The 16359-nt window shown below is 70.3% G+C and carries 15 protein-coding genes; 6 read left to right on the top strand and 9 right to left on the bottom strand.

Translation table 11 applies throughout. The features are described from left to right. The 5 genes from C4313_RS08700 to C4313_RS08680 all read right to left on the bottom strand — a co-directional run. A partial coding sequence (locus tag C4313_RS08700) for an FAD binding domain-containing protein (RefSeq protein ID WP_352429473.1) occupies positions 1-847 on the bottom strand: 847 nt, incomplete at its 3' end. Between the two features lie 30 nt (positions 848-877). Then, a complete protein-coding gene (locus C4313_RS08695; RefSeq protein WP_352429472.1) occupies positions 878-1186 on the bottom strand; it encodes a hotdog family protein in 309 nt (102 codons plus the stop codon). A gap of 7 nt (positions 1187-1193) precedes the next feature. After that, the gene (locus C4313_RS08690; RefSeq protein WP_352429471.1) at positions 1194-2189 is read right to left on the bottom strand and encodes an LLM class flavin-dependent oxidoreductase; all 996 of its coding nucleotides are present in this window, start codon (positions 2187-2189) and stop codon (positions 1194-1196) included. A 149-nt stretch (positions 2190-2338) separates the two neighbouring features. After that, complete coding sequence (locus C4313_RS08685; RefSeq protein ID WP_352429470.1) at positions 2339-3550, bottom strand: 2,3-bisphosphoglycerate-independent phosphoglycerate mutase; 1212 nt, start codon at positions 3548-3550, stop codon at positions 2339-2341. Then, entirely contained in the window at positions 3532-3975 is a 444-nt protein-coding gene (locus C4313_RS08680; protein WP_352429469.1) for a hypothetical protein, read from the bottom strand. Before C4313_RS08680 ends, C4313_RS08685 begins: the two co-directional genes overlap by 19 nt. 131 nt (positions 3976-4106) lie before the next feature. On the opposite strand from C4313_RS08680, the gene C4313_RS08675 reads away from it, so the two are divergent. From C4313_RS08675 to C4313_RS08665, 3 genes are all read left to right on the top strand, one after another. Next, a complete protein-coding gene (locus C4313_RS08675) occupies positions 4107-6344 on the top strand; it encodes a glycosyltransferase family protein (protein ID WP_352429468.1) in 2238 nt (745 codons plus the stop codon). Between the two features lie 116 nt (positions 6345-6460). Then, positions 6461-7666, top strand: coding sequence for a 30S ribosomal protein S1 (locus C4313_RS08670; protein ID WP_352429467.1), 1206 nt, complete (start codon positions 6461-6463; stop codon positions 7664-7666). Positions 7667-7898: 232 nt separating this feature from the next. Beyond that, positions 7899-10367, top strand: coding sequence for an ATP-dependent Clp protease ATP-binding subunit (locus C4313_RS08665; protein ID WP_352429466.1), 2469 nt, complete (start codon positions 7899-7901; stop codon positions 10365-10367). Positions 10368-10383: 16 nt separating this feature from the next. Here the strand turns inward: C4313_RS08665 and C4313_RS08660 are convergent, their stop codons facing one another. The 4 genes from C4313_RS08660 to C4313_RS08645 all read right to left on the bottom strand — a co-directional run bounded on the left by C4313_RS08660 (position 10384) and on the right by C4313_RS08645 (position 14388). Continuing rightward, positions 10384-11850 carry a menaquinone biosynthesis decarboxylase gene (locus C4313_RS08660; RefSeq protein ID WP_352429465.1) on the bottom strand — a complete coding sequence of 489 codons (1467 nt, stop codon included), beginning with the start codon at positions 11848-11850 and terminating at the stop codon, positions 10384-10386. Positions 11851-11861: 11 nt separating this feature from the next. Beyond that, positions 11862-12197, bottom strand: coding sequence for a hypothetical protein (locus C4313_RS08655; RefSeq protein WP_352429464.1), 336 nt, complete (start codon positions 12195-12197; stop codon positions 11862-11864). After that, positions 12198-13223 (bottom strand): MBL fold metallo-hydrolase, encoded by a 1026-nt coding sequence (locus tag C4313_RS08650; RefSeq protein WP_352429463.1) that lies wholly within the window; start codon positions 13221-13223, stop codon positions 12198-12200. Between the two features lie 124 nt (positions 13224-13347). Further along, positions 13348-14388: an NAD-dependent epimerase/dehydratase family protein gene (locus tag C4313_RS08645; RefSeq protein ID WP_352429462.1), complete on the bottom strand. Its 1041-nt coding sequence runs from the start codon at positions 14386-14388 to the stop codon at positions 13348-13350. A 165-nt stretch (positions 14389-14553) separates the two neighbouring features. Here C4313_RS08645 and C4313_RS08640 point away from each other — a divergent pair, with 165 nt between their 5' ends. From C4313_RS08640 to C4313_RS08630, 3 genes are all read left to right on the top strand, one after another. Beyond that, positions 14554-14856, top strand: coding sequence for an acylphosphatase (locus tag C4313_RS08640; RefSeq protein ID WP_352429461.1), 303 nt, complete (start codon positions 14554-14556; stop codon positions 14854-14856). 7 nt (positions 14857-14863) lie between these two features. Then, the gene (locus C4313_RS08635; protein WP_352429460.1) at positions 14864-16135 is read left to right on the top strand and encodes a hypothetical protein; all 1272 of its coding nucleotides are present in this window, start codon (positions 14864-14866) and stop codon (positions 16133-16135) included. Then, positions 16132-16359 (top strand): hypothetical protein (locus C4313_RS08630; RefSeq protein ID WP_352429459.1); only part of this gene is annotated, 228 nt, incomplete at its 3' end. The genes C4313_RS08635 and C4313_RS08630, both read left to right, overlap by 4 nt.

Genomic DNA, 16359 nt, shown 5'->3' with positions numbered 1-16359 from the left:
CGGCCGCCGCCTCCGTCAGCGCCCGCCGCAGCAGGACCTCCACCATCTCCCGCCGGTATTCGGCGGAGCCCCGGAAGTCCCCAGGGGGATTCACCATGGCCTTGGCCTGCCGGGCCGTCGTGGCGATGGCCTCTGGGGTGGGCGGCCGGCCCTCCAGCAGGCGCTCCGCCTCCGGAAGCCGGAGGGGCCGCGGGGCCACCCCGCCGACGGCGATGCAGACCCCATAGCAGGCGCCGTCCACCCCGCGAAACAGGCGGGCCGCCACCCCCACGATGGGGGCGTCGGCGGGGGTGCGGGCCACTTTGTGGAACGAGGCCCCCATCGGGGCGGCCGAGAGGGGCAGGCGGACCTCGGTCACGATCATCCCCTGGCGCTGGAGGGCCTCCCGGTAGTCGTAGAACGCCTCCAGGCGCAGGGTGCGGGGCCGATCCGGCTCCACGTGGACCACCAGTTCGGCCTGCAGGGCGGTCATCACGGTGGCCAGGGGTTGCTCGCCGGTCGCCCCCACCAGGCATCCTCCCACCGTCCGTTGGTTCCGCAGCGGCAGCGGCGCTGTCTCTCGGGCGGCCGTCACCAGGATGCCCCCGCCGTAGCCTTGGGCCTCCGCCGATTCCACCAGGGCCTGCAGGGGGGTGGTGGCGCCGATGCGTAACGTGTTCCCCTCCACCCGGATGAAGGCCAGCCCCAGATCCTGCAGGTCGACGACGGCCGCCACCTCCCGAGGGCCCTGGGCCAGGACCTGGGTCCCGCCGCCGATGGGGACCGTCCGGATGTGGGGCCGCTGGAGGAGGGCCAGCGCCTCCGCCAGCGTCTTCGGGCGATGGTATTCCCGCAGGTTGAGGCCCATGGTCTGCTCCGCCTCCGAGGGGGTTTGGGTTCAGGCGACGGTGCTGTCGGGCTCCTCTGGATCAACCCGCCCGTATGGGCGCTCGGCCTCGAAGGTGGCCTGGATCTCAGAGGGGACCCGCAGGGCCTCCGCCTCCGCGCAGAGCGTCCCCTCCGGCCGGCGCAGCTCCGCGCGGGCCCGGGCGATGCGGGGGCCTGCCCCCAGGGCCTGTCCGGTGAGGACCACCTCCGCCCGCACGGTGCGCTGCCCGTCGTCGAAGAAGCGGACCTTCCGGCCGACCGGGTTTTGGAGGCCGCAGACGAAGCCCATGCGGGAATTGGGCTGCGGTGTCCACCCCATGGCGGCCTCACGCCTGGGCGAAGATGTCGATCATCAGGCGGACATCGCCCAGCGGGTAGAGGACGGGGCATGTGCAGCCGGCCGCCCGGTATTCGTCCACCTTGCGGCGGACCTCCTCGGGCGACCCGCTGGCGGTGATGAGCTGGACGATGTCGTCGGGGACCCGTTCCATAGCCCGCTCGATCTGCTCCGGGGTGGCCGGCCACGTCAGCACCCGGCCGATCTCGTCCAGCAATTCCTGGGGGACGCCGCTCGCCTTCATGATGTGCGGCTGCTGGCCCAGATATTGGGTGACCAGTTTGCGGGCGCTGTCCAGAGCCTTCCGGCGGTCGTGATCCACCGAGCAGACCACCAGTTGCGGCCGGTCGATGTCCTCCAGGCGCCGGCCCGCCCGCCGGGCCCCGATCTCCAGGTGGTGGAGGGCCACCTCGTTGTATTTGGGGGAGACCAGGTAGTTGAGCAGCACCCCGTCGGCGATCTCACCGGCCAGTTCCATCATCTGCATCCCCGTCGCCCCGATGTAGATGGGCACGTTGCGGGGCTCCCGCCGGCCGTAGACCACGTCCAGTTCGACGTCCGTCAGATGGACGAATTCCCCGTGGAAGGTCACCCGTTTCATGGCCAGGAGGTCGCGGACCACCGTGACGACCTCGCGCATGGCTTTCAGGGGCTTCTCCCGCCGGATGCCCACCTTAGAGGCCAGCGGATCCCACCACGCCCCGATGCCCAGGATGATCCGGTTGGGGGCCAGGTCGTCCAGGGTGAGGAAGGTGGCGGCGATCAGGGCCGGGTTGCGGGTCCAGTTGTTGATCACGCCGGAGGCCACCTTGATGCGCTCGGTGACCGCGGCATAGGCGGCCATGGGGACGATGGCGTCGCGGACCAGTCGGGATTCCGCTTGCCAGACGGCCTCGAACCCCCGCTGCTCAGCGTAGCGCACATATGCCATCGCCTCCCGCAGGTCGTGGGCGTCCTGAAGGTAGAGGGCGACGCGCTCGGGCATGGGAACCCCCTCGGCACGGGTTTGTTTGTATTCTACTGGAACCCGCGGCGGCGGGCCTTCTCACGGGGTGAAATGGATGACGATGAGCCACGGAGCGGCTGTTCCGCGACATGCCCCCCCGTGGCGGGCAGGAGGTCGCGATCGTCCCCTCAGGCCCCCAGGCGGGAGAGGCGGCCGGCGTGGGCGAGGATCAGCGGCATCAGGTCGGTGGCCGCGAAGATCCCCAGGCCGCCGGACCGGCAGGCCCGTTCCCCGAACCCGGGCGCGCCGTCGGGGCGGGCGGTGCGCGGCGCCCAGAGGAGCACCGGCACCGGATGCCATGTGTGGGTCCGTAAGGCCGCCGGGGTGGAGTGATCCCCTGTGATGACCAGCACATCGGGCTGGCGCTCCAGCAGGAGGGGCAGGGCGGCGTCCACCGCCTCGATCACCCGCACCTTGGCAGCGAAATCGCCGTCCTCCCCCCGGCTGTCGGTGGGCTTGATATGGATGAAGAAGAAATCGTAGGCCTCCCATCGGGCGGCGGCCTCCCGGAAGAGGTCCTCGGGGCGCTCCCCGTGGACCTCGAGGACGTCCATGCCCACCAGGCGGGCGACCCCTCGATACATCGGGTAGGTGGCCACGGCGGCGGCCCGCAGTTTATAAACCTCCCGGAAGGAGGGCAGATGGGGCGTGCGGTCGAAGCCACGCAGAGTGACCATATTCGCCGGGTGGGCGTCGGCGAGGAGGGACCGGGCGGCTTCGATCCAGCGGTTGAGCAGCGCCGCGGTCCGCTCCGCCTCCGGCCGGAGGGCTTGCACCGGCCGGGGCGGCATTCCGGTCTGGCCGGGGTCGGTCTCGGTGAGGGCGGGCGAGAGGCCCTCGCCCCGCAGGACGAGGACGAAGCGGTGCTCCTTCACCGGCTCGACGAAGACCTCCACGCCTTCCAGGCGGATGGTCCGCAGGCGCTCGACCAGACGGACGTTGACCTCGGTGGGGATGCGGCCGGCCCGGCGGTCGATGATGCGGCCCTCCGCGTCCACGGTGACGAAGTTGCCCCGGGCGGCTACGTCCCCGGGCCCCAGCGGGAACCCGATGCCCACCGCCTCCAGCACGCCCCGGCCGACCGGGTAGCGCAGGGGGTCGTAACCGAAGAGGGCCAGGTGGGCATAGCCGCTGCCGGGGGCCAAGCCGGGCCGGACCGGGATGTGGAGGCCCAGGGTCCCCTCGGCGGCCAGGCGGTCCATGTGGGGGGTGTGGGCGGCCTCCAGTTCGGTGGGCCCGCCGGGCGCCACCGGCATCCCGCCGAGCCCATCCATCACCAGCAGCACGATCTTCGTGGTCCCTTCTGTGGCCAGTTCCGCGATCAGATCCAGATCCGCCATGGGGGTTCCCTCCCGATCGGGGATCCTTCCTGGGCCAGCCGGCGCAGGGCCTCCCGGAGGGATCGGGCCAGGGGAAGGACCGTCTCCGGGAGGGCGCCGGCGGCGGCCAGGTCCTGCAGGCGTTGGAAATCCGCGCGCCATCGGGAGACCTCCGCCGGGCGGGTGAGGGCCAGATGGCCGGCGGCCTGATCGAAGGCGGAGGCGGCCCGCTGGAGGGCGCCGCGAGCCGCCTCAGGGGCCTGGGGGTAGAGGGCCAGGAACAGGTCCATCTGGCGGACCGCTTCCCGCAGTTCCCGGCGGGCGAGGGCTGCCGTCTCGGGCTCCGAGCGGGGCCGCAGGGCCCAGACGGCGCCCCCGGCCAGCCCGAGGCCCAGCACGAGGGCGATGAAAGACCACAGCCTCCACAGGCGCCTGGGAGAAGCCATGACCGCTCCGGAAGGTTCCAGATCGGGCAGGCGGGAGGAGCCCTCCCGCCCCGATGGCTGCCGGGGCCATGTTAACATAAAGGACCATCCTCCTGCGGGGGGCTCCGTTGGGCCGGAGGGAGAAGAGGCGGTTGGGCCTGCTGCTCCTCACCTACGGGATGATCGGGCTGCTGTTCCAGTGGGCGACGCCCCTCTTCGAGACGCCCGATGAGATCTGGCACGTGGGGATGGCCGCCCATCTGGCCCGGGGGGGATCGCTGCCGGTACAGCGGCCTGGGGAAGACACACCCTGGCGCCAGGAGGGGAGCCAGCCGCCGCTCTACTACGCGATGGTGGCCGCCCTGACCCGCTGGCTGCGCCTGCCGCTGGACGATCTGGAGGCGGTGCGTCTGGAGAACCGACATCCTTCCCCGGGAGACGCCTCCCTGCCGGCCAACAAGAACATGGCTCTCCATGGCTCGTGGGAGCGGTTCCCGTGGCGAGGAGCGGTTCTCACCCTCCGCCTCTGGCGGCTGTTCTCCCTGGGCATGGGTCTGGTCACCTTGCTGGCGATCTATGGGGCGGTCCGGACCCTGAGTCCGTGGCATCCCCGCCGGGCGCTGGGGGCGACGGCCCTGGTGGCCTGGAACCCCATGTTCCCCTTTGTGATGGGCGCGGTGAACAACGACGTGGCAGTGAACGCCCTCTCTGCCCTGACCTGGTGGCAACTGGCCCGCCTGTGGCGGGAGGGGTTTTCCTGGCGCCGCGGGCTCCTCCTTGGGCTGCTCCTCGGGCTGGCTCCCCTGAGCAAGCTCAGCGGGCTGGCGTTGTGGCCGTTCGCCGCCAGCGTCCTGCTGGCCCTGGGGGTCCGCCGTCGGGTGGGCCTGCGGGATCTCCTCCTCGGGGCGGGGCTGCTTTACGGGCTGGCCGGTCTCATCGCCGGTTGGTGGTTCCTCCGCAACCTGCGGCTGTATGGCGACCCCACTGGCTTGAACGTGATGCTGGAGATCTTCGGCCGGCGCACGGTCACCATCGGGCAGTTGCTCTCCGAGGGGCGGGGGTTCATGTGGTCCTTCTGGGCCGTGTGGGGATGGTTCAACATCACCGCGGATCCCCCTGTTTACATGTTCTTGGAGATCTGGCTGGCCCTGGCGGTGGCGGGCGTGGGGATGGCGCTGGGCGCCGCGGGGCGCCGGGGTGAGGACCGGGCGTTCTGGGCCGGCAGCCTGGCCTACACCGGGCTGGTCTTCGCCGGCCTGGTGCGCTGGACCTCCCTCACCGCCGCCTCCCAGGGGCGTTTGCTGTTCCCGGCCATCGGACCCATCGCCGCGATGCTCTGGACGGGGTGGGAGACCTTCGTCCTCCGGATGGCCCCTCGGTATCGCCGGGGGCTGCTCTGGCTTCCAGCCGTGCTCTGGATGGCGATCGCTTGGATCGCCCCGGTGCGCTACATCCTTCCCACCTATTCCGGGCCCGCCTTCCTCACCGCGCTGCCCGCGGGCGCCCGCGTCGTGGACGCAACCTTCGCCGAGCACCTGCGCCTGCTCGCCCTCCAGCCCGGCCGGGCGACGCCGGGGGGATCGTTGCGCCTGACCCTGTTCTGGGAGTGCCTGCGGCCCACTCCACAGCCGTGGAGCATCTTCCTGCATCCGGTGCCCACGGCCCAACCTGTCGAGATCCCCCAGATCGATCGCCATCCCTATCGGGGCCTGTTCTCCACCACGGATTGCCCGCCCGGCTTCCGCTTTGCCGACCCCTATGAGATCCCCGTGGGCCGGCGCTCCGCTGCCCCCACCGTGGTCCGCCTGCAGATCGGCTTGTGGGATCGCGCCACCGGATGGATCGCTCCGATCCGGGACGGCCATGGGCGGCCCGTTGACCACCTGATCGTGGAGGCAGGGAAGGTGCGGGGGCGGGCGCCGTCGGCGCCTGCCTTCTCTCTGGATTGGCGGGTCGGCCCGGCGCGGCTGATCGGCGTGGAGATCCCGGAGGCCGTCCACCCGGGGGATCGGATCACGGTCACCCTCTATTGGGAAGTGGAGGCCGCCACCGCGGAGGAGTGGCGGATCTTCGTGCATCTGGGGGATCCCGAGCAGCCCCCGCGGCTGCAGCACGATGGCCCCCCCGCCCAGGGGGATCTGCCCAGCCGCTGGTGGGAGCCGGGCGATCGCTTCGCGGATCCCCATCCCCTGGCGGTTCCGGAGGGCTTCCCGCCCGGGACCTATGCCCTGTGGGCCGGCCTCTACCGGCCGGACGGCGAGCGGGCGCCGGTGGCGGGGCCGCATGGGGAGCGCCCCCCGTGGCGCGCGGCCTTCCTAGGATTCCTGCGCGTGGCCCCGGAGGAGCCCCTCCGCGCCCCATCGGGTCCGTCGGACGATCGCGCACCCTAGCCCTCGGCGCGCGGGCTTTGCCCGATTCCCTGCCTGTGGCTATAATGGGGGCAAGTTGGGGAGGCCGGGTCCGATGGCGCCCGGCGGCTGAACCTGGCGGTGGGAGCGGATCGGGGATGAACGAAGAGGCGCGGCACGATCGCCCGGAGAACGCCAACGCCATGGCCGAGATGGGCGAATGGCTGGAGATGTCCCCTACCACCCTGAAGCGGGGGGACATCGTGCAGGGCACCATCGTCCGCATCACCTCCACCGAGATCCTAGTGGACATCGGCATGAAGGCCGAGGGGGTGATCACCGGCCGCGAGCTGCAACGCGTGCCCCGCGAGATCCGAGAGGCCCTGCGGGAGGGAGATGTCATTCAGGTGGAGGTGGTGAACCCCGAGGACCGCAGCGGCAACATCCTCCTCTCCCTGCGGCGGGCCCTGATGGAAGAGGAGTGGCAACACGCCCAGCAACTGATGCAGAGCGGCGAGATCCTGGAGCTCCCGGTCAGCGGTTATAACAAGGGCGGCTTGGTGGTCCGGGTGGGCCGGCTGCGGGGCTTCGTCCCGGCCTCCCAGGTGGTCCCCCAGGAGCCAGGGGAGGAGAAACTGCCGGTGGAGCAACGCCTCAAGCGCCGCGTGGGGCAGAAGATCCGGGTCCGGGTCGTCGAGGTGAACCCCGAGGCCGACCGCCTGATCCTTTCGGAGCGAGCGGCCCAGCAGGAGCTCCGCCGGCGCCAGAAGGAGCAGTTGCTGGCCACCTTGCAGCCTGGGATGCGGGTGAAGGGACGGGTGATCAGCCTGACGGACTTCGGGGCCTTCGTCGACCTGGGCGGGGCGGATGGCCTCATCCACATCAGTGAACTGTCCTGGCATCGAGTGAACCATCCCCGCGAGGTGCTCTCGGTCGGCCAGGAGGTGGAGGTGGAGGTGATCGGGGTGGACCGGGAGCGCAAGCGGATCGCCCTGAGCCGCAAGCGGGTGGAGCCGGATCCGTGGCAGCAGGCCATCTCTCGCCTGCGGGAGGGGCAACTGGTGGAGGTGGTGATCACCCGGCTGGCCAACTTCGGCGCCTTCGCCGCCCTGAAGGACTTCCCGGGGGTGGAGGGCCTCATCCACATCTCGGAACTGGCCGAGCATCGGGTCGGCCATCCTAAGGAGGTGGTCCACGAGGGAGAGGAACTGGTGGTGCGGCTGATCCGCATCGACCCGGAGAACCGGCGCCTGGGCCTGAGCCTGCGCCGGGTCGCCTCGCCGGAATACGCCGCTCTGGACTGGGAGCTGGCCCAGGCCCGCCTGCGGGCGGGGGAGGAATCCCAACCGGCGGAGCCCTCCTGATCCCCCGCCGCCGACATCGCATCGCTTTCGAGGGTGGGGCGCCCGTGGCGCCCCACTTTTACCATCGGTGCCTGGCCGGGGAAGGGGTGGTTGGCGGGGCTTATGGCCGTCCAAGGGGATGGGACGGGGCGGATCTATGGAAACTAACCGAAAGAGGGGCGGCGTGTTATACTAAGGGTGCATTGAGATGGCAGCCGCCGGATATCCTGCTGTCGGCGCGAAGGAGGACGCTGTGTCCAGCAAGTTGGATCGCTTCACCCAGCGGGCGAGGCGGGTGCTGGCGTTGGCCCAGGAGGAGGCTGAACGCCTGAACCACACCTACATCGGGACCGAACACCTGCTCCTGGGCCTCGTCAAAGAAGAGAACGGCATCGCCGGCCAGGTGCTCCGACGTCTGGGGGTCACCCCCCAGAAGGTGGAGGAGATGGTCCTGCGCATGTCGGGGCCCGGCCGTCGCACCCCCCACAGCAAGCCCGACCTCACCCCCCGCATCCGTCGGGTGATCGAGCTGGCGGTGGACGAGGCCCGGCGGATGGGCCATCACTACATCGGCACCGAGCACCTCTTGCTCGGCCTGGTCCGGCTGGGGGACGGCATGGCGGTGGACATCCTCAAGAGCCTGGGGCTCTCCCTGGAGCAGATCCGCCGGGAGACCAACCGGGCCATCCAGGAGACCACCGCCGCCAGCCGGCCTCGGCGGGAGCGGCCCAAGACCCCGCTGCTGGACCAGTTGGCCATCGACCTCACCGCCCTGGCGGAGGAAGGGAAACTGGACCCGGTGATCGGGCGGGAGCAAGAGATCGAGCGGGTGATCCAGATCCTCTCCCGGCGCACCAAGAACAACCCGGCCCTCATCGGGGAGCCGGGGGTGGGCAAGACGGCCATCGTGGAGGGTCTGGCCCAGCGCATCGTCGCCGGCGAGGTCCCCGAGCCCTTGCTCAGCAAGCGGGTCCTCCAGTTGGACGTGGCCTCGCTGGTGGCGGGGACGATGTATCGGGGCCAGTTCGAGGAGCGCCTGAAGCGGGTGCTGGAGGAACTCAAGAGCGCCGACTGCATCCTGTTCATCGACGAGATGCACATGCTGGTGGGGGCGGGGGCGGCCGGCAGCGCGGTGGACGCGGCCAACATCCTGAAGCCGGCCCTCGCCCGGGGCGAGATCCAGTGCATCGGTGCCACCACCTTTGACGAGTATCGCAAATACATCGAGAGCGACGCCGCCCTGGAGCGGCGCTTCCAGCCTGTGGTGGTGGAGGAGCCCACCATCGAGGAAACCATCGAGATCCTGCGGGGCATCCGTCACCGCTACGAGGAGCACCACAAACTGACCATCACCGATGAGGCCATCGAGGCGGCGGCACGGCTCTCGGCCCGCTACATCCCCGAGCGCTACCTCCCCGACAAGGCCATCGACCTGATCGACGAGGCGGCGGCCCGGGTTCGCATGTATAAGGCCTCCCGCTGGCCCAGCCTCCAGAAGGTTTACACGGAGTTGCGGAGCGTGCAGCGGGAGCGGGAGGAGGCCCTGGCCGAGCGTCGTTATGAGGACGCGAACGACTTGAGGGCTCGCGAGGAGGAACTCCAGAGCCAGCTCCAGCAGCTGCGCATGCGCAGCGAGATCGAGGAGGGCCCCAAGGTCACCGCCGAGGACATCGCCGAGGTCGTCTCCATGTGGACGGGCATCCCCGTCAGCCGTATCGCCGGGGATGAGTCCCAGCGCCTGCTCCAGATGGAGGAGGAACTCAAGAAACGCATCGTGGGGCAGGACGAGGCCATCAGCGTGATCTCCCGGGCGGTGCGGCGGGCCCGGGCTGGCCTGAAGGACCCTCGCCGTCCCATCGGCTCCTTCATCTTCCTGGGGCCGACGGGGGTGGGCAAGACCGAACTCACCAAGGCCCTGGCGGAGTTCCTCTTCGGGTCCGAGGACGCCCTGCTCCAGTTGGACATGTCGGAGTTCATGGAGCGGCACAACGTCTCCCGCCTGGTCGGGGCGCCCCCGGGCTATGTGGGCTATGAGGACGCCGGGCAACTGACTGAATACGTCCGCCGCCGGCCCTACTGCATCGTCGTCTTCGACGAGATCGAGAAGGCTCACCCCGATGTCTTCAACATGCTCCTCCAGATCATGGAGGAGGGTCGACTGACGGACGCCCGGGGCCGCAAAGTGGACTTCCGCAACACGATCATCATCATGACCTCGAACATCGGCGCCGAGACCATCCGGAAAGCCCACCTGGGCTTCCCGACCCAGCGCCAGGAGGAGGCGGACCTGGAACGGCGCTACCGGGAGATGCGGGAGAAGCTCCTCAACGAACTGCGCAAGGTCTTCCGACCCGAGTTCCTCAACCGGGTGGACCAGATCGTGGTCTTCCGGCCGCTGAGCCGGGAGGACATCCTCAAGATCGTGGACCTGGAACTGGGCAAGGTGGCGGAGCGCCTCAAGGAGCACCGCCTGGCCATCGAGGTCACCCCGGCGGCCAAGGCCTTCCTGGCCGACAAGGGCTACGATCCCGAATACGGGGCCCGGCCGCTGCGCCGGGTGATCCAGAACATGGTGGAGGACGCCCTCTCCGAGGGCATGCTGGCCGGCCGCTTCCAGCCCGGGGACACGGTGGTGATCGACATGGAAGGGGAGGGGCTGGTCTTCCGCCCGAAGGGGATCGAGGCCCTCACCCCGCCGCCCGCCCTCATTATGGAGGGATAGAGGCTTCCATCGCCTTTTACGACAGGCCGTATTCCTTCCACCGGCGATCGACCAGCGCCCGGATCTCCGGGCTCATCTCGATCCGCTCGGGCCAACCCCGGGGGTGGCCCTCCTCTGGTCCCTTCGCCGTGGCGTCAATGCCGATCTTCCCCCCGTAGGCCCGCAGCGGCGCCGCGTGATCCAGATGGTCCACCGGCCCCTCCACGATCACCACGTCTCGCTTCCAGTCCACGTTCCCCAGGACCTGCCACGCGACCTCCGAGAGGTTGCGCACGTCCACCCACTCGTCCACCACCACGATACATTTGGCCAGGCTGAGCAGCCCCATGCCCCACAGCCCGAAGATCACCTTGCGGGCGTGGCCTGGGAACTGCTTGCGGATGCGGACGATCACCAGGTTATGGAACACCCCCTCCGCCGGCATGTGGTAGTCCAGCACCTCGGGCAGGAAGAGGCGGATCAGGGGGAGGAACAGGCGCTCGGTGGCCTGACCCATCCAGTAATCCTCCATGGGAGGGCGCCCGACGACGGTGGTGGGGTAGATGGGGTCCCGCCGGTGGGTGATGGCGGTGACGTGCATGACGGGGAAGGGCTCCGGGGGCGTGTAGTAGCCGGTGTGATCGCCGAAGGGGCCCTCCAGGCGCTGTTCCCGGGGATCGATGGAGCCTTCGATGACGATCTCCGCGTCGGCGGGGACCTCCAGGGGCTGGGTGACACAGGGGACCATGGGGACCGGCCGGCCCCGCAGCCACCCCGCCAGCAGATATTCGTCGATGTCCGGCGGCAGCGGCGCGCTGGCCGCCCAGATGCACGCCGGATCGCCGCCCAGGGCGACCGCGATGGGGATCCGCTCCGCCCCCGTCTCCCGGGCCGCCCGCTCGTGCGCGGCGCCCCCCTTATGGATCTGCCAGTGCACCCCCAGGGTCCGCTCGTCGTGGACCTGGAGGCGATAGAGCCCCACATTGCGCCGGCCGGTCCGGGGGTCCCGGGTGATCACCTGGCCCAGGGTGATATAGCGGCCGGCGTCCTTCGGCCAGCATTTGAGGATGGGCAGGCGGTCCAGGGACGGGCGGGCGGTCTCGACGACCTCCTGGCACGGGGCCCGGGAGACCCGGCGGGGCCCCAGGCCGATGCTGCGCAGCGTCCCGAGGATGTGGCCCAGGCGCTGGAAGGCGTCCCCGAGGCTCTGGGGGGGCTCGGGGCGCAGCAGCGCCTCCAGCCGCCGCCGGAGATCCTCCAGGTCCTCCACACCCAGGGCCCAGGCCATGCGGCGGGGGCTCCCGAACAGGTTGATGGCCACCGGGATCCCCTTGCCGTCCACGTTCTCGAACAGGAGGGCTTTGTTCCGCTCCGGCGGACCCTTCATCACCCGGTCGGCGATCTCGGTGATCTCCAGTTCGGCCGTGACCGGGGCGCGGATGCGGATCAGTTCCCCGGCCGCCTCCAGGCGGTTCAGGAACGCCCACAGGTCACGATAGGCCATGGGCTTCCTCCTTATCGCAGGAGGCCGACGCCGCGGGCCAGCAGCAGCAGGGCCAGCCAAACGGTGTATCCGCCGGCCAGGCTCCACCCGAAGGGCACCCCCCGGGCGAGCAGGAGCCAGCAGGCCAGGACGAAGGCCCCGGAAGGGAGGAGGGCGAAGAAGGTGGCCCGGGCGAAGGCGGCGGTCTGGGCCAGGTCGCGGGTCTCGACGTAGACAATCCACATAGCCAGGGGGATGCTGAGGGGCATGGCCGCCAGGATCCCGGCCAGGGCGCGAGAGCGCTCCTGGACGAAGGCGACCGCGGCGATGATCAGCCAGGCGATCCCGATGTGGATCCAGCGCGCCATTCACAACCTCCGGTAGCGGATCGGCGCCTCCGGCTCCTGTTCCAGTTGGTCCAGGTTGACCACCTGAAGGTAGCCCCGGTCGTAGAGGTATTCGACGTGGGCCCCCGCCTCCAGGAGGGCCAGCAGCACCCCGTAGCCGTATTGGCGCCCGAAGAGGGCCCGCGAGATCTCGGCGATGGTGCGGGGCTCCCGGCAGATCTCCAGCACCCGCTCCAGGCGCTGGCGGTGGAAGGCCTCGATGGCGGCGACCCGCCCGTAGAGATCGAGGATGGGGTCCTCGTGCCCGCCGAAGGCCAGGGCGATCCCCGGGAGGGCCGCCGTCCGGCGCAGGGATTCGAGGTAGTGCCCCAGGCCGGTGTAGCGGGTGATGCGCTCCGGCGCCTGGTGGGGGGTGGTGTGGGCCAGCACGTGGTCTGAGGTGAGGAGCACCTCGTCGAGGCGGAGGCAGACCTGCCCAGGGCAGTGCCCCGGGGTGTGGATCACCTGGAGGATCCCGAAGAGGGACTCCCCCTCGGCCAGCAGGCCCTCCACCGAGGTGGAGGAGAACATGCTCTTCATGCTGAGGTAGAGGGACAGGAGGGCGGATTGGCGCTCGAGGGAGAGGCCGGCCTGGGCTAAGAAGGCGCGGATCTCCCGAGCCACGGTGATCAAGCGCTCGGGGTAGTTGGTCAGCACGCGGCGGTCCAGTTCGTGGATGAACACGGGCGCCGCCGTCTCCGCGCGAAGGGCGCTCAGCCCCCCGAAATGGTCGATGTGGCCGTGGGTGATCAGGATGGCGGTGAGGTCGGCCGGGCCGACGGGGCAGCCGTAGCGGGACCGCAGGGTCTCAAAGCCCTGCCGCAAGTCCGCCAGGCTCTCCGGCAGCCCGGACCCGGCGTCGACCAGGATGCGGTGGCTGTCGGCCACGATGAGGTAGACGTAGCCGTCCAGCTCTGGGAACAGGCGCACCGGGAGGCGGTAGAGGTCCACGCCCCCCCTCGTGCGGTAACGCAGGACACCGTCGCGTTCCTCCCACGGCCCCTTCACAGTCTCCCTCCGGGGATCGGGTGGGGACACAGGCGATGATCCCAATAATAGGGCGGCAGCAGGCGCCCTTCAAGGGAGCGGGATCCCCGCGCGGGCGCGCGGGGCCGCCGGGCGCTTTCGTCCGTCACGGGAGGAGATCCCGGATCAGGCGGAGGATCCCCTGGTCCCAGGCGACCCGGTGGGTGAGGCCCACCGGGACCTCCTGCTCGGTTTTGTGGGCCTGATACCAGTCGTAGGTCCGGATCAGGGACTCGGCGTTGCTGTAGCGGGGGCGCCAGCCCAGTTTCGCCCGGGCCCGCTCGATAGCCACAAAGGAGTCCTTGTCCGCCGTCCCGTAGACCCACCGATACAACGGAGAGAGGCGCAGCGCCTCGAAGAGGGCCAGGGCCGCCTTCACCGGCCGGGCCGGGAGGGGCCAGACCCGGGCCCCCGTTCCCGCGTGGTCGCACAGGGCCTGCACGTCCTCCCGCACCGTCCCGAAGCGCTCGGCGCCGATGTTGAAGACGTCGTTGGCCTGCTCCGCCGGGGCGGTCAGGGCCCGGACGATGGCCTCGGTGAGGTCGTCGACGTCGAGCAACTGGTAGCGGTTGCGGCCGTTCCCGATGATGGGGATGGGCTTGCCCCGCTCCACCCAGTCGAACAGGATCTGAAAAACCCCCAGCCGCCCCGGGCCGATGAAGGTCTTCGGCCGGATCACGGTCACGGTCATGCCCCGACGCCGGAACTCGGCGCATACTTGCTCGGCCAGGATCTTGCTCTGGCCGTAGGGCCCAACCCCCTGGAGGGGATCGTCTTCCTCGATGGGATGCTTGCGGGGGATGCCGTAGACGGCGGTGGAGGAGATGAACACGACCCGCTCTACCCGGTGGGCCCACGCCCGCTCCAGCACGGTGCGGGTGCCCCCTACGTTCACGGAGAAGATCTCCGAGCGGGGCCACAGGGGCAGGGCCGCCGCGGCGTGGATCACCGCATCGACCCCCCGCAAGACCCGGTCCACCGTCTCCGGGTCCCGCACGTCCCCCCGGTGGAAGGCGACGGGACCGATGTAGTCCTCCTCGATGTAGTCGGCGATGTCCAGCAGGACCACCTCGTGGCCCTCGCGGAGGAGCCGGTTGGCCATGTGGAAGCCGAAGAAGCCGGCGCCGCCTGTGATCAACACCCGCATGCTGCCTCCAGCATGGGAGACTCGGGAGCCGGGTCAGGCACGACGCCCCGGCGTCGCGCCCCCTCTGGCCTCCCTCCACCATAACATCGGGCCGGGCCCCCAGCAAGCCCCCGCCCGATATAAAATTCCCCAAGCGCCGAAGCCCAACCGACGGGGAGGATGCCCATGGCCCCGACGGCGGAGGAGACCGCCCGGCTGCACGCCATCGTCCACGGCATCGTGCAGGGTGTGAACTTCCGTTACTACACCCGGCTGCGGGCCGAGGCCCTGGGCCTCAACGGCTGGGTGGCCAACCGCTCGGACGGCACGGTGGAGGTGGTGGCAGAGGGGCCGCGCCCGGCGCTGGAGGCCCTGCTGGATTTCCTCCGCCAGGGCCCGCCCGCCGCCCGTGTGGATTACGTGGAGACCTACTGGGAGCGGCCGACCGGTGAGTTCCGGGGATTTCGCATCCGCTACGAGGTGGACTGAGGCCCAGTTGCAGCGCCTGGCGTGGGCCATCCTGCTGGCCGCCTTCGCCGCCTGCGCCGGTCTGGCCGTCCTGGTCCCGTGGCAGACGCTGATCTACCTGCGGACCGCCCACGTGGGCACCGCCACGCGGGCAGCGGCGTTGGTCGGCACGCTCCTGCTGCGCCGCGGCGCGGGGGAGGAGCCGGTGGCCATCACCCCGGGCAAAGTCTATCCCCGGGTGGTGGAAGGGGACCTCGTGATCGCCGACTCCCAGTCCCAGGGACTGTTGATCTTCTCGGAGCCCGCCCCAGCCCGGGACCTGGCCACCGTCCAGATCTATCCCAACACCCAGGTCGAGATCCGACGGGCCCGCTACCCCCGTTTCGCCATCAGCCCGGAGCCTGCCCGCATCTTCCTCTACGTCTCCATCGGCCGGGTCCGGGTCACCCGCTGGGAGGGCTCCCGCGCCCTCCACCTGGTGGTCCAAACCCCCCACGGCCAGGCGGAGGTCCTCTCGGGCACCCTGGCGGTGGAGGTGCAGAACGAGCGGACCGATTTCACGGTGCGGGGGGGGATCAGCCGCGTGCAGGGACGGGAGTCGATCCAGGAACTGGGGCGGGACCAGCGGGCCCGCATCGGCCTGGACGGCCGGGTGGAGGGGCCCCTAGGGGCCGGGCGTAACCTGCTCCCCGACCTCTTCCAGGGACCCCTCCCGGAGCGGGACCCCGAAGGGCCAGTCCCGCCCAACCAGTGGGCGATCTTCCACTTCGTCAAGCAGCCGGGGGAACCCGCGGGCCGCGTGGCCCAGACCGCCGAGGCTGGGCGGCGCGCCCTGACCCTCGCCCGCACCGGGTTCGATCACGCCCAGACCGGTGTCTTCCTGATCCTGAACCAGGATGTCCGGGACTTCCGCTCCCTACAGTTGCACCTCTCCCTCAAGATCCTCGCGCAGGACGTGGCCGTCTGCGGGGTGGTGGGGACAGAATGCCCGCTGATGATCCGCCTGGAATACAAGGACGTCAACGGGAACGACCGCCAGTGGCTGCAGGGCTTCTACGCCATCGGTGAGGTCACTCCCCAGACCCCCGATCGCTGTCTGCCCCAGGTCTGCCCGCCCCCTTATAACTCCCACGTCCGGGTCCCCCTAGGGGAATGGTATACCTTCGATTCGGGGAACCTGATGGAGACCTTGCGGGCCGCGGGGGCGCCCCCGGCGGCCCTCACCCGCCTGCGGATCTACGCCTCCGGCCACAGTTACGCGGTGATGTTTTCCGAACTGGAGCTGATCGGCGAGGAATGAAGGCCCTCCGCTGGACCCTTCGGCCGTTGCTCGTCCTGGCCCTCGCGGCCACCGCCGTCTGGTCCATCGTGGGCGCGGCCGGGCCGCCGACAGCGGTCCGCCGGCCGGGGCCCCACGGGGAGATCGTCCTCCGGCGCCTGGGCCCGGCCCGCTGGGCGGTCCAGGCGGCCTCCCCCCTGGACCAGGCCTTCGCCGAGGGGTTCCTGGATGGCATGGATGCAGCG

The organism is Thermoflexus sp., assembly GCF_040289485.1.
GTDB lineage: Bacteria > Chloroflexota > Anaerolineae > Thermoflexales > Thermoflexaceae > Thermoflexus.
Note: the sequence above shows the minus strand (reverse complement) of the source record. Positions and strands in the feature narration are given on the sequence as shown.

Coding starts and splice junctions, on each gene's coding strand:
- C4313_RS08695 (WP_352429472.1), bottom strand. CDS start 1,186: ATGGGGTGGACACCGCAGCCCAATTCCCGCATGGGCTTCGTCTGCGGC.
- C4313_RS08690 (WP_352429471.1), bottom strand. CDS start 2,189: ATGCCCGAGCGCGTCGCCCTCTACCTTCAGGACGCCCACGACCTGCGG.
- C4313_RS08685 (WP_352429470.1), bottom strand. CDS start 3,550: ATGGCGGATCTGGATCTGATCGCGGAACTGGCCACAGAAGGGACCACG.
- C4313_RS08680 (WP_352429469.1), bottom strand. CDS start 3,975: ATGGCTTCTCCCAGGCGCCTGTGGAGGCTGTGGTCTTTCATCGCCCTC.
- C4313_RS08670 (WP_352429467.1), top strand. CDS start 6,461: ATGAACGAAGAGGCGCGGCACGATCGCCCGGAGAACGCCAACGCCATG.
- C4313_RS08660 (WP_352429465.1), bottom strand. CDS start 11,850: ATGGCCTATCGTGACCTGTGGGCGTTCCTGAACCGCCTGGAGGCGGCC.
- C4313_RS08655 (WP_352429464.1), bottom strand. CDS start 12,197: ATGGCGCGCTGGATCCACATCGGGATCGCCTGGCTGATCATCGCCGCG.
- C4313_RS08645 (WP_352429462.1), bottom strand. CDS start 14,388: ATGCGGGTGTTGATCACAGGCGGCGCCGGCTTCTTCGGCTTCCACATG.
- C4313_RS08640 (WP_352429461.1), top strand. CDS start 14,554: ATGGCCCCGACGGCGGAGGAGACCGCCCGGCTGCACGCCATCGTCCAC.